Annotated in this window: 8 protein-coding genes, 16 tRNA genes and 1 rRNA gene; all 25 read left to right on the forward strand. The window is 35.6% G+C overall.

Going from position 1 to position 12914, the window contains the following annotated elements; genetic code table 11:
* The first annotated feature begins 169 nt into the window (after nt 1–169).
* The 25 genes from rrf (at nt 170) to AZF08_RS08620 (ending at nt 12462) form a co-directional block, all read left to right on the forward strand.
* Nucleotides 170–291: ribosomal RNA gene (gene rrf, locus AZF08_RS08500) — 5S ribosomal RNA — on the forward strand.
* A gap of 9 nt (nt 292–300) precedes the next feature.
* Nucleotides 301–375: transfer RNA gene (locus tag AZF08_RS08505), tRNA-Asn, on the forward strand.
* 2 nt (nt 376–377) lie between these two features.
* Nucleotides 378–469: transfer RNA gene (locus AZF08_RS08510), tRNA-Ser, on the forward strand.
* Between the two features lie 10 nt (nt 470–479).
* A tRNA-Glu gene (locus tag AZF08_RS08515) sits at nt 480–554 on the forward strand.
* Between the two features lie 5 nt (nt 555–559).
* Nucleotides 560–635 (forward strand) — tRNA-Val (locus AZF08_RS08520).
* Between the two features lie 24 nt (nt 636–659).
* A tRNA-Met gene (locus AZF08_RS08525) sits at nt 660–736 on the forward strand.
* Nucleotides 737–739: 3 nt separating this feature from the next.
* Nucleotides 740–815 (forward strand) — tRNA-Asp (locus AZF08_RS08530).
* Between the two features lie 9 nt (nt 816–824).
* Nucleotides 825–900, forward strand: a tRNA-Phe gene (locus tag AZF08_RS08535).
* A gap of 14 nt (nt 901–914) precedes the next feature.
* Nucleotides 915–990: transfer RNA gene (locus tag AZF08_RS08540), tRNA-Thr, on the forward strand.
* 10 nt (nt 991–1000) lie between these two features.
* A tRNA-Tyr gene (locus AZF08_RS08545) sits at nt 1001–1084 on the forward strand.
* Between the two features lie 14 nt (nt 1085–1098).
* Nucleotides 1099–1172 (forward strand) — tRNA-Trp (locus AZF08_RS08550).
* An 11-nt stretch (nt 1173–1183) separates the two neighbouring features.
* A tRNA-His gene (locus AZF08_RS08555) sits at nt 1184–1259 on the forward strand.
* Between the two features lie 64 nt (nt 1260–1323).
* Nucleotides 1324–1398, forward strand: a tRNA-Gln gene (locus tag AZF08_RS08560).
* A 4-nt stretch (nt 1399–1402) separates the two neighbouring features.
* Nucleotides 1403–1477, forward strand: a tRNA-Gly gene (locus AZF08_RS08565).
* Nucleotides 1478–1491: 14 nt separating this feature from the next.
* Nucleotides 1492–1562 (forward strand) — tRNA-Cys (locus tag AZF08_RS08570).
* A 10-nt stretch (nt 1563–1572) separates the two neighbouring features.
* Nucleotides 1573–1654 (forward strand) — tRNA-Leu (locus tag AZF08_RS08575).
* Nucleotides 1655–1974: 320 nt separating this feature from the next.
* Nucleotides 1975–2694 (forward strand): YebC/PmpR family DNA-binding transcriptional regulator, encoded by a 720-nt coding sequence (locus tag AZF08_RS08580; RefSeq protein WP_033675786.1) that lies wholly within the window; start codon nt 1975–1977, stop codon nt 2692–2694.
* A gap of 600 nt (nt 2695–3294) precedes the next feature.
* Complete coding sequence (locus AZF08_RS08585) at nt 3295–4071, forward strand: transglycosylase domain-containing protein (RefSeq protein WP_033675784.1); 777 nt, start codon at nt 3295–3297, stop codon at nt 4069–4071.
* Between the two features lie 187 nt (nt 4072–4258).
* A complete protein-coding gene (locus tag AZF08_RS08590) occupies nt 4259–4912 on the forward strand; it encodes a DsbA family protein (RefSeq protein WP_033675782.1) in 654 nt (217 codons plus the stop codon).
* A gap of 113 nt (nt 4913–5025) precedes the next feature.
* Nucleotides 5026–5099, forward strand: a tRNA-Gly gene (locus tag AZF08_RS08595).
* Nucleotides 5100–5307: 208 nt separating this feature from the next.
* Complete coding sequence (queG, locus tag AZF08_RS08600; protein WP_033675779.1) at nt 5308–6450, forward strand: tRNA epoxyqueuosine(34) reductase QueG; 1143 nt, start codon at nt 5308–5310, stop codon at nt 6448–6450.
* A gap of 44 nt (nt 6451–6494) precedes the next feature.
* Nucleotides 6495–7382 (forward strand): amidase domain-containing protein, encoded by an 888-nt coding sequence (locus tag AZF08_RS08605; RefSeq protein ID WP_033675777.1) that lies wholly within the window; start codon nt 6495–6497, stop codon nt 7380–7382.
* Nucleotides 7383–7440: 58 nt separating this feature from the next.
* Complete coding sequence (gene trmL / locus AZF08_RS08610) at nt 7441–7929, forward strand: tRNA (uridine(34)/cytosine(34)/5-carboxymethylaminomethyluridine(34)-2'-O)-methyltransferase TrmL (protein WP_033675776.1); 489 nt, start codon at nt 7441–7443, stop codon at nt 7927–7929.
* A gap of 122 nt (nt 7930–8051) precedes the next feature.
* A complete protein-coding gene (locus tag AZF08_RS08615; protein WP_033675774.1) occupies nt 8052–10124 on the forward strand; it encodes a sensor domain-containing protein in 2073 nt (690 codons plus the stop codon).
* 442 nt (nt 10125–10566) lie between these two features.
* A complete protein-coding gene (locus AZF08_RS08620; RefSeq protein ID WP_033675772.1) occupies nt 10567–12462 on the forward strand; it encodes a PrkA family serine protein kinase in 1896 nt (631 codons plus the stop codon).
* Nucleotides 12463–12914 lie beyond the last annotated feature (452 nt).

The following is a 12914-nucleotide window of genomic DNA, read 5'->3' on the forward strand; positions in this document are numbered from 1 at the left end:
TAGGTTCGAGGTGGAAGCATGGTGACATGTGGAGCTGACGAATACTAATAGATCGAGGACTTAACCATATAATATGAAGCAAATGTTATCTAGTTTTGAGAGAACATAAAAAACTTGTTGACTTTTAAAATCAATCAAGTATAATAATGTTTGTCTCAAGTGAATATAGTCTGGTAATGATGGCAGAGAGGTCACACCCGTTCCCATACCGAACACGGAAGTTAAGCTCTCTAGCGCCGATGGTAGTTGGGACCTTGTCCCTGTGAGAGTAGGACTAGGACGTTGCCAGGCTAATATTATTCCGCAGTAGCTCAGCGGTAGAGCTATCGGCTGTTAACCGATCGGTCGTAGGTTCGATTCCTACCTGCGGAGCCATTGGAGAGCTGTCCGAGTTGGCCGAAGGAGCACGATTGGAAATCGTGTATACGTCACAAGCGTATCAAGGGTTCGAATCCCTTGCTCTCCGCCATAATATTTTTGGCCCGTTGGTCAAGTGGTTAAGACACCGCCCTTTCACGGCGGTAACACGGGTTCGAATCCCGTACGGGTCACCAMTTTTGGAGGATTAGCTCAGCTGGGAGAGCACCTGCCTTACAAGCAGGGGGTCGGCGGTTCGATCCCGTCATCCTCCACCATATAAAATATTAAAATAGTATCGTCGCGGGGTGGAGCAGTCCGGTAGCTCGTCGGGCTCATAACCCGAAGGTCGCAGGTTCAAATCCTGTCCCCGCAACCAAATGGTCCCGTGGTGTAGTGGTTAACATGCCTGCCTGTCACGCAGGAGATCGCCGGTTCGACCCCGGTCGGGACCGCCATTTATTTATGGCTCGGTAGCTCAGTCGGTAGAGCAGAGGACTGAAAATCCTCGTGTCGGCGGTTCGATTCCGTCCCGAGCCACCATTTTAACTAAATACGCCGGCTTAGCTCAATTGGTAGAGCAACTGACTTGTAATCAGTAGGTTGGGGGTTCAAGTCCTCTAGCCGGCACCATGTAAGTTTCGGAGGGGTAGCGAAGTGGCTAAACGCGGCGGACTGTAAATCCGCTCCTTCGGGTTCGGCAGTTCGAATCTGCCCCCCTCCACCATTTACATTTTATATAGGGGTATAGTTTAAAGGTAGAACAGAGGTCTCCAAAACCTCCAGTGTGGGTTCAATTCCTACTACCCCTGCCAAACACAACATGGCGGTTGTGGCGAAGTGGTTAACGCACCGGATTGTGGCTCCGGCATTCGTGGGTTCGATTCCCATCAGTCGCCCCATTTTTATTTTTAAAATTTGTAAATAAAATAATAGATACTTACATATAATGAATTAAACCTTCGGTGGGCTATAGCCAAGCGGTAAGGCAACGGACTTTGACTCCGTCATGCGCTGGTTCGAATCCAGCTAGCCCAGCCATTTTGCGGAAGTAGTTCAGTGGTAGAATACAACCTTGCCAAGGTTGGGGTCGCGGGTTCGAATCCCGTCTTCCGCTCCACTTTAATTTCATATGGCGGCATAGCCAAGTGGTAAGGCAGAGGTCTGCAAAACCTTTACCACCGGTTCGAATCCGGTTGCCGCCTTTCTTATTATGCCGATGTGGCGGAATTGGCAGACGCGCACGACTCAAAATCGTGTTCCTTCGGGAGTGTCGGTTCGACCCCGACCATCGGTACTTGAAAAACGAGTTTACTCGTTTTTTTTATTTGTCTTTTATTATCAATCATTTGAAGAAATAGTGTGATATTAACGTGTATAAGCGTTCCTTACTTACAATAGTAAAGAACGCTTTTTTGTTCATACTATGTGTCATCATGTTAATTGAGGTATAATATAACTTGTTGAACCAATGTAATAGTTTTAATTCATATTATTTGCTAGTAATATGAAACTGTAATAAACTTCTTATAGTTAATTTGAAAAAATGTTGAATAAGCAGTGTATTTTATATTAATATTTTTATGTAGATTTAAAGTTGAAAGAGAGTGGAACAGTATGGGCCGTAAATGGAATAATATTAAAGACAAAAAGGCGTCAAAAGATGCAAATACAAGTCGTATATATGCAAAATTCGGACGTGAGATTTATGTAGCAGCAAAACAAGGTGAACCAGATCCAGAATCAAATCAGACGTTAAGAGTTGTACTAGAACGTGCAAAAACGTACAATGTACCAAAAACAATTATTGATCGTGCAATTGAAAAAGCAAAAGGTGGCTCAGAAGAGAATTATGATGAGCTTCGCTACGAAGGCTTTGGAACAAATGGATCAATGGTAATAGTGGATACACTTACAAATAACGTAAATCGTACTGCAGCGGATGTACGAGCTGCATTTAGTAAAAATAGTGGTAACATGGGTGTAAATGGATCGGTGGCATATATGTTTGATGCAACTGCTGTTATTGGCCTTGAAGGTAAAACAGCAGATGAAGTGCTTGAAATTTTAATGGAAGCAGATGTAGATGCTCGTGATATTCTAGAGGAAGAGGAAGCAGTTATCGTTTATGCTGAACCTGATCAGTTCCATGCGGTACAAGCAGCACTTAAGGATGCTGGTATTACTGAATTTACAGTTGCGGAATTAACAATGCTTGCACAAAATGATATAGAACTTCCAGAAGATGCACAAGTACAATTTGAAAAAATGATTGATGCATTAGAAGATTTAGAAGATGTGCAACAAGTTTACCACAATGTAGATTTAGGTGAATAGTATATGAAAAAAAGAGACCTTTTGTCCGACAAAAGGTCTCTTTTTTTCATACCAGGATAGCATAAAGGATATTCTTTGAAAGCTAATGAGTGGAAGAGACAACACGTAAGCACGTTATTGCAGTTTTAGTTTATTTAATAAACGAGCGTAATGAAGTACTTTTAGTGATAGAAATGTCTAATATACAGTTAGAGAGGTAAAACTAAGAGGAGTATATATTAGTGTAGACTCTATCTAAAAACAAAATTAAGTAATAGATATATGTATTGATTTTCGGAACGTTTGTTCGTTATAATAGTTATACGGTTTTAATAAAAAGTAAATTCGTATATCAATTCTTGAAGCATTGCCTGAAGAGGTAGGTTTGTTAGAAGCATAAAAAACTAAAAAAACATAAGATGGTATAATAAAAGAAGGATGGATGCTTCATATTTAAGTTTTCATAAAGATAGGAGCTTAACATGTATTGAGATAGAATATGTATTTCATAACTTACAACATTGTAAGGTATGTGTAAGAGAAATCGATTGGATATTGTGTTAAAAAACGATATTCTTAAGATAAGAATTAGATATGCTGTAGGGAAAAGAGGTGTATTAGATGAAAGAACGAGTATTGTCTAGAGTAAACTATCATCAAAAGGTTTCATTCAATCCAATTACAAAATTTCTTTATAGAGCTATTATTTTATTATTACTATTAAGTTGTGCATTATTATTTATCGGAAATGTAATGATTGAACGAAGTGATATTAGTAAGCTACATGTACCTACGAAATTAGAGGTACCTGAGTCTTTATCTCATGCATTTATTGCGACAGAAGATAAAAGGTTTTATCACCATAACGGTTTAGACTATATAGCAATTGTTCGAGCTTCTATTGAAAATATAAAAGCCGGTGGTGTTGTACAGGGCGGAAGTACAATTACGCAGCAACTTTCAAAAAATGCTTTTTTAACGAATGAACGTACATTTTCACGAAAGTGGAAAGAAATTTTTTATACAAAAAAAATTGAGCGTACATTTACTAAAAATGAGATTTTAAAATTATATGTGAGCAATATTTATTATGGAGAAGGTGCATGGGGAATCGAAAAAGCAGCACAGCAATACTTTGGTAAAAAGGTAAATCAATTAACATTGAGTGAAAGTGCAATGATGGCCGCTGTGGTAAAGGCACCTGCTTACTATTCACCTGCACAGAATTATGATAAGGCAGTAGAGAGACGAAATGTTGTTTTAAAATTAATGGAGCGAGAAGGATACATTAGTCATGATGAGTATATACAAGCAGTAAGTGAAAAGTTAGTTATTCGTCATAAGATTAAACAAGAACATTCCATGCAAAAAGCAGCACGTGAAAAAGCGGTAAGTTAAAAGAAGTTCCTGTATAGGAGCTTCTTTTTTTGAATAAAACGTGTAAAAAGGGGACACAATATTGTCACATTTGTCGTATTTTTGGAAATTATGTGAGCGTGTTCATTGCACGACCTGTATAAGTATTGATATTATGTGTAATGTGTACAAAAATGTATACAGAATATGAATTTAAAGAGGAATGTATATGAAATCATCGAACAAAATCATGGCTCTTGGTATTGTTTTTTCTATCGCAGTATTAATTGTAATTGGAACAATTGTGTACAGTATCATAAATGATAAAAAGGATAAAGGGAATGAGATGTTTGCTTATTCTACACAGCAATCTTTGGGAAAAGAAGATGCTCCTGTTAAGGTTGTTGAATTTGGAGATTTTAAATGTCCAGCTTGTCGAACATGGGATGCAACAGTATTACCCCGTTTAAAAGAAGAGTATATTAATAAAGGAAAAGTCCAGCTATATTTCATTAATTTTCCGTTTATTGGAAAAGACTCTGATTTAGGTGCTGCTGCGGGTGAAGCGATTTATAAACAGGATCAAGAATCTTTCTGGACATTTTATGATGAAATTTATCAAAGTCAAAAGAAAGATAATGAAGAATGGATTACAGAAGAACTGCTTCTTAATATAGTGAAGGAAAAACTCCCGAAAGTTAATGTAGAACAGTTTAAAAAAGATTTGCATAGTAAAGAAATCCAAGATAAAGTACGGAAGGATTCAGATCGTGCACAAAAACTGAAAGTACAAGGTGCTCCTTCAGTTTATGTAAATGGGAATCTTGCAAATCCTGATTATGATAGTATGAAGAAGGCAATCGATAAAGAATTGAAAAAGTGATGAGTATTCGTCACTTTTCGACTTTTTTCGATAAAAAATTATTGATTAGGTTTTTATTACATGCTATACTACTTTACATAAGTTATTCTAATAACTTATGTTTTTTCATATTTGCGGGTGTAGTTTAGTGGTAAAACAAGAGCCTTCCAAGCTCTGGTCGAGGGTTCGATTCCCTTCACCCGCTCCAAATCTCATTTCATATTCTCATAATAAATTGTGATCAACGCAGTGTTTCGTTTCTAAGATAAACGAGGCATTGCGTTTTTTAATGTTTGAAAATGATGATTTTATGCGAAAATAGAAGTAAATAATATGATTACGAAGTGAATTGCTAACCAACAGTAGGTGACTACTTGGTAGATGATATATATATTCATCGTAGAAGGAGGTTAAGCATGGATTTTGAACAATTGAAACAAGATGTAATAGCTTATAGTAAAACCATAGGAATAGATAAAATAGGATTTGCGAGTGCTTCACCGTTTGAGGAGTTAAAGCAGCGTTTAATTCAGCAACAACAATTGAATTATCAATCTGGTTTTGAAGAGCCAGATATTGAAAAGAGAACAAATCCACAATTGTTATTGCCTGGTGCAAAATCAATTATTGCAATTGCATTGGCGTACCCATCAAAGTTGAAAAATGCACCATTAAGTAAACGGGGGGAACGACGTGGTATCTTTTGCCGTGCGTCTTGGGGACAAGATTATCACCTTGTTTTGCGTGATCGTCTACAAAAATTAGAGGCATATTTAATTGAAAAGCTTCCAGATATAGAAGTGAAATCAATGGTGGATACAGGGGAACTGAGTGATCGTGCTGTTTCAGAAAGGGCAGGTATTGGGTGGAGCGGCAAGAATTGTGCTATTATTACACCTGAATTTGGTTCTTATGTGTATTTAGGAGAAATGATTACAAACGTACCATTTCCACCTGATCAGCCGATAGAAGATCAGTGTGGTAGCTGTACAAAGTGTATTGACATATGTCCAACGGGAGCACTTGTGCAAGGTGGACAATTAGATTCGAAAAAATGTATCGCATTTTTAACACAGACAAAAGGTTTTTTACCAGAAGAATATCGTGATAAGATTGGAAACCGTATATATGGATGTGATACGTGCCAAACAGTTTGTCCGAAAAATAGAGGTAAAGATTTTCATAATCACCCTGAGATGGAGCCAGATCCGGAACTTGTGAAGCCATTATTGTTACCACTTTTAACGATTAGTAATCGTGATTTTAAAGAGAAATATGGTATTATGTCGGGGGCATGGCGAGGAAAAAAACCACTGCAAAGAAATGCAATTTTAGCACTTGCACATTTTAAAGAAACAGCGGCAATCCCTGATTTAATTAGTGTTATGAAAGATGATCCAAGGCCCGTAATCCGAGGTACCGCAGCATGGGCGCTCGGGAAGATTGCTGGTGAAGGAGTAGGGGAAGCAATCGAAAAAGCGATGGAACGTGAGAAGGATGAGGAAGTCCTTCATGAAATGAATCGAGGACTTGAATTGTTGGCACAGAAAAAACAGTAGATAATGTCTCTTTTTTTCATATCGTAATATGGGAGGGAGAGACAATGTTAGTAAAACAAAAGCTTGAAAAACAGATGCAACAAATTTTAGCGTATATTACAAATAAACGTGTAAGCGTTGATGAAATTCCTACGGATTTACTACAAGTATTACAGCGAAAAAGAAATTTGTTTCAAAACCGTAGTGCCGAAATAGTAAAGGCAACAGCGGATATTTCTTTTATTAGGCAAATGAATAGTAGGCACTATCAAGAAGTTGATTATCAAGTGCATTTGAAATATTTAATTCATCATCGAGAATTATTTTACGTTGAAGAGGAACAATTAGAACGACGTGTCCGTCTGAAAGATGGATGTATTGTAGAAGATCATATTGTTGAACAGAAAGAAGTACAGCAAAATGATGGAACGCTAGAGCGAGAGGGAACAAAAAGCAAGTATGATTCATACCAGTATAATCGTTTAGAGGCTGTTAAATACGCAGAACGTTGGTGGGATGATCGGAATCCGGCATATCGTAATTTTCCGGATAATTGTACGAATTTTATTTCACAATGTCTTCATGCAGGAGAAACACCAATGACTGGATATCCTAATATTCGTAAAGGGTGGTGGCAAAGGGAAAATCAATGGAGCTGGAGCTGGGCAGTTGCTCACTCATTTTATTGGTATTTATCGGGAGCTACAACAGGGCTTCAAGCTAAAGCAGTAGAAAAACCAGAAGACCTTATACTTGGGGATGTAATTGCTTATGATTTTGAAGATGATGGTAGATGGAATCATACGACGATTGTGGTTGCAAAAGACGCTGATGATATGCCGCTGGTAAATGCTCATTCGGCTAACAGTCGCCGTCGTTATTGGAATTATGAGGATTCTAGTAAATATACGCCACAAATGAAATATAAATTTTTTCATATAATTAATGGGTAGAGATTTTTGACTCAAGTGGTATAATACGTAGTAGACAAAAGATTGAGGTGAATATCACGTGGGAGTACATGTTGTTTTATATCAACCAGAAATTCCAGCAAATACAGGGAACATTGCACGAACTTGTGCAGCAACTGGGGCAGAATTACATTTAATTCGACCGCTTGGATTTTCAACAGATGATAAAATGTTAAAACGTGCTGGTTTAGACTATTGGCAGCACGTGAAAATTACGTATTACGATTCAATTGAAGAGTTTTACGAAAAGAATAAAGACGGTGAATTTTTCTATTTAACAAAGTATGGTGAAAAGGCACATACGGCGTTTAATTATAGTAAGCCCGAGAAAGATTATTACTTTGTGTTTGGAAGAGAAACAAATGGATTACCAGCAAATATAATCGAAGAAAATTTCGATCATTGTTTACGTATTCCAATGACGGACAAAGTACGTTCGTTAAACTTATCAAATACAGCGGCAATCCTCATTTATGAAGCATTCCGCCAACAAAATTATCCTGGTTTAGATTTACAAATCGTGTACTAAGAGCCGTCATTTGACGGCTTTTTTTCATGGAGACAATAATATGCAATCATACATTTTTAAAAGGTGGCATATTCATATACAATGAGATATATGAATAAAATATAAGACAGGTTGAGACAGATATGACAGAAAAGTATAATAATCAAAAAAACTTTTTAAGTATGATAGATATGGATTTAATTCATCAAGGATTGTTACATGCAATTCAAGATTTGGTGTTCATCATGAAAGTAAATCGAAATCAAACATTTGAGTATGTGTATATGAATGAAAGAGGGATGAATTATTCGGGATTAGATGAAAGGTGTTATGGGAAAAATTTCGAAGAGGTATTACCCGCTGAAATAGCACAAATATTACAGCTACAATATGTAATGGTTATGAAAAAAAGAAAAGCGCATACCTTTTGTGATGTAGTGACATTACCTACAGGTGAAACCTTACATTATGAATCTTCATTAAATCCGATATGCGATGCAAATGATATATGCCAGTTTATCATTTGTATTACAAGGGATATTACAGCTCAAATACATGAAAAGGGGGAAATAGAGGAAAAGCAAATGTTATTTAAGTCATTGTTAGAATACAATGATGATTCTATTCTCTCTCTTGATCCTTCTGGGAAGATCATGTATGCTAATCCGGCTACTTATAAGATTTTTGGGTACCGAGATCAAGAATTGAAAAGTAACTTTATTTTTCAATTCTTGAATAAGCACTATGAGAAACCATTTCGAAATATATTTAAAGGAGCGTTAAAAGGAGAGGCGCAGCAATTTGTCGCTCAAAAATATATACATAAAGATGGATATGAACTTTATCTTTCTATCAAGACGGTTCCAATTATTATAAAGGGTGAAATTATTGGTGTATATATTGTTATGCGAGATGTTACGAAACAAGTATCGAATGAGTTGAAAACAGAGTATTTAGCTTATTATGATCAACTCACAGGTTTATTAAATCGTATTTCATGTAGCAATAAATTGAATGCGCTTTTAAACACTAAAAAGGAATTTGCACTTATTTTTATAGATTTAGATGAATTTCATCTTATTAATGATACGTTTGGTCACGAAATAGGAGACCGTGTATTAAAAAAAGTTACTAACAGGTTAAAGAATATATATGTAAAAGATATGTACTTGTTTAGAGAACACGATGATCAGTTTGTTATGTTAATAGAAAATATAAATAAGGATCAAGTGGAGGGAATTGTACAAACAACCTTAAAAAAAATCAATGATTGTTTTGTTATAAATGAAAAGACTGTATACTTGAACGCTTCAATTGGAATTGTTATGGTACCGGAAGATGGAACGGATGAGAAGACGTTATTTCAACGTGCTGATGGTGCATTAGAAAAAGCAAAAGAGAAAGGAAAAGGCAATTATCAATTTTATTGTAGTGGATTAAATGTTGAACGAGAGAAACAATTTATGATGGAAAATCGGTTACATCATGCATTAGAGAAAAATGAATTTTCATTATGTTATCAGCCACAAATTAATATTATGGCAGAAGAGATGGTCGGCATGGAGGCTTTGCTCAGGTGGAAAAATGAAGAATTAGGCTATATATCGCCAGGAGAATTTATTCCGCTTGCTGAGAGAACGGGATTTATTGTGAAAATTGATGAATGGGTATTAAATCAAGTTTGTAAGCAAATTCGAGAATGGATGAATAAAGGGTATAAAGTAGTACCTATTGCTGTTAATATTTCAGCTAAACATTTTCGTTCGGTTACATTAATAGAAGTAATTACAAGAGCTTTAGAGGCATATAACGTACCTCCTCACTTGTTAACGATAGAAATTACAGAGGGAGCGCTCATGCATAAAGATTTATCAAAGAATGTATTGCTGAGGTTAAAAGAAAAGCAATTAAAGATCCATTTAGATGATTTTGGAACAGGGTATTCTTCTTTAAGCTATTTAAAAACTTATCCAATTGATACATTGAAAATTGACCGATCTTTTATGAAAGAAGTACATGTAGATGTACGTGATGCGAATATTACAGCTGCGATTATCCATCTCGCCTACACACTGGGAGTAAATGTAATTGCAGAAGGTGTAGAAGAAGCAGAACAAATTCAATTTTTAAAAGAGAAGAATGTACTTTTAGCACAAGGATATTATTTTAATCCACCTCTTTCAGTAGATAAGGTAGAAAATATTTATTTTAAATAGTATATGTTTATGTTATTTTGTGTTAATTGAACATATAATGAAAAGCAGAAAATAAAAAGTGATGGGCCTAAGGCTCATCACTTTTTGTTTGTACCTGGTTTATCATTATATCCAGATGTGAAAATTGCAGTAAGAAATGTAAGTGAGACACCTAAAATTAATAATAATTTCATGAAAATTCCTCCCTTTTCGATATATTATTTTAAGTGATTTATGAAAATCTATGTAAGTTCTATGGAAGCAAAGAAGAAATATCTGTGAGAGCAAGAATAAAGAGTTCTTCTCATTGATATAATTATTATACCGAATTTTCTTTTAATTTTGGGGATGAAATTTATAAAGTTTGTGAGATATTTCGTTTGGATTTAAAGAATGTTTAAGGACATCCAGGCATACCTTTTATAATAATCCGATTGAACAAGGAGATGGGGGAGGAGCTATAATGGATATTCTAAAAAAAATTGAACAGCATCGAGAAGCAGAAGAACGTTTACAGTGGGAAGGTACGTTTGCGGAGTATTTGGAGCTTGTGAAAGAAAGACCATGGGTGGCTCAAACAGCACACTCTCGCATTTATAATATGATTAAAGATGCTGGTATCGAAGAAATAGAAGGTAGAAAAAAATATAACTTCTTTAGCAATCAACTATTTGGATTAGAAGATGCATTAGAGCGTCTTGTTGAAGAATATTTTCATCCATCTGCAAAACGTTTAGATGTTAGAAAGCGAATCTTATTATTAATGGGTCCAGTTAGTGGTGGGAAATCGACATTAGTTACTATATTAAAACGAGGATTAGAGGCGTATTCGCGTACAGATCGTGGAGCCATTTTTGCTATAAAAGGGTGTCCGATGCATGAAGATCCTTTGCATTTAATACCACATCATTTACGAAATGATTTTTATGATGAATATAATGTAAGAATTGAAGGGAATTTGTCACCATTAAATGTAATGCGCTTAGAAAAAGAATATGGTGGAAGAATTGAAGATGTAATTGTAGAGCGTATTTTCTTCTCTGAAGATCGTCGGACGGGAATTGGTACATTTAGCCCTTCTGATCCGAAGTCACAAGATATTGCGGATTTAACAGGAAGTATTGATTTTTCTACAATTGCAGAATATGGCTCTGAATCTGATCCACGTGCGTACCGTTTTGATGGGGAGCTAAATAAAGCAAATCGTGGCATGATGGAATTCCAAGAGATGTTAAAATGCGATGAGAAATTTTTATGGCATTTATTATCCCTTACTCAAGAAGGGAATTTTAAAGCGGGAAGATTTGCACTCATTTCAGCAGATGAATTGATTGTAGCTCATACGAATGAAACAGAGTATCGATCTTTTATCTCTAATAAGAAGAATGAAGCATTGCATTCAAGGATTATTGTGATGCCAGTTCCATATAATTTGCGTGCGAGTGAAGAAGAGCATATTTATGAGAAGATGATTCAAGAAAGTGATGTTTCTAATGTACACATTGCACCGCATACGCTTCGTGTTGCAGCTATGTTTACGATTTTAACACGTTTAAAAGATTCAAAGCGCCCAGATATCGATTTACTTAAGAAGATGCGTCTATATGATGGAGAGATGGTAGAAGGATATAACGTAATTGATGTAGAAGAACTACAGCGAGAATATCAAGATGAAGGCATGCATGGTATTGACCCACGTTACGTAATTAATCGTATATCATCAACTATTATTCGAAAAGAAGTGCCATCTATTAATGCGCTCGATGTATTACGCTCTTTAAAAGATGGATTAGATCAACATGCATCTATTAGTAATGAAGATAGAGAGCGTTATATGAATTTCATTTCACTTGCACGGAAAGAATATGATGAAATTGCGAAAAAAGAAGTTCAAAAAGCGTTCGTGTATTCATATGAAGAATCGGCTAAGACTCTTATGGATAATTATTTAGATAATGTTGAAGCGTACTGCAATAAATCAAAATTACGTGATTTATTAACAGGTGAAGAAATGAGTCCAGATGAAAAGCTTATGCGTTCCATTGAAGAACAAATTGGCATTTCAGAAAATGCCAAAAAAGCTTTCCGCGAAGAAATCTTAATTCGTATTTCTGCCTATGCTCGAAAAGGAAAACGTTTTGACTATAACTCACATGAACGTCTTCGTGAAGCAATCCAGAAAAAACTTTTTGCTGATTTGAAGGATGTTGTGAAAATTACAACATCGACCAAAACGCCAGATGAAAATCAACTTAAGAAAATTAATGAAGTTGTGGCTTGCTTAATTAATGATCATGGCTATAATTCTACATCAGCAAATGAATTGTTACGTTATGTAGGTAGCTTGCTGAATCGGTAATTTGATAATAAAACGCTGTCTCTTGTTAAACGAGGACAGCGTTTTTCTATCTTGTAGAATAAAATGTCGTAGGGGTTTCTTTATATAGGCTTGTCCAAACATAATAAATTAGGATGCAATTTCATGAATTAATTGTCAATTATTTTTACAATAAGCATATGATAGATTAACCAAACATTCATACAGAAAAAAGTCAACACAATACAATATGTTGCAGAGTAGAAAAATGTGCAACAATGCATTGTGTTTCTTTCTTATCAGCTAAAGAATATTTACTTGTATTACACGGGTGTTAAAACCTTTGTTGGTAATGTTCGGAGTAAGAGGTAACAGATTATGAGTATACGGATTATCTAATGAGTAGTTATGTTTCATCTAGCATGGTAGTCGTATCATGACTTCGAATTTTTATATTATTGCTTTTTAGAGGGGAATAAGGAAAATTATAGTAA

Source organism: Bacillus gaemokensis (assembly GCF_001590835.1).
Taxonomy (GTDB): domain Bacteria; phylum Bacillota; class Bacilli; order Bacillales; family Bacillaceae_G; genus Bacillus_A; species Bacillus_A gaemokensis.

Bases quoted from the DNA above. Each gene is read 5' to 3' on its own strand.
- AZF08_RS08580 (WP_033675786.1), top strand. From the start codon at position 1,975: ATGGGCCGTAAATGGAATAATATTAAAGACAAAAAGGCGTCAAAAGAT.
- AZF08_RS08585 (WP_033675784.1), top strand. From the start codon at position 3,295: ATGAAAGAACGAGTATTGTCTAGAGTAAACTATCATCAAAAGGTTTCA.
- AZF08_RS08590 (WP_033675782.1), top strand. From the start codon at position 4,259: ATGAAATCATCGAACAAAATCATGGCTCTTGGTATTGTTTTTTCTATC.
- queG (WP_033675779.1), top strand. From the start codon at position 5,308: ATGGATTTTGAACAATTGAAACAAGATGTAATAGCTTATAGTAAAACC.
- AZF08_RS08605 (WP_033675777.1), top strand. From the start codon at position 6,495: ATGTTAGTAAAACAAAAGCTTGAAAAACAGATGCAACAAATTTTAGCG.
- AZF08_RS08615 (WP_033675774.1), top strand. From the start codon at position 8,052: ATGACAGAAAAGTATAATAATCAAAAAAACTTTTTAAGTATGATAGAT.
- AZF08_RS08620 (WP_033675772.1), top strand. From the start codon at position 10,567: ATGGATATTCTAAAAAAAATTGAACAGCATCGAGAAGCAGAAGAACGT.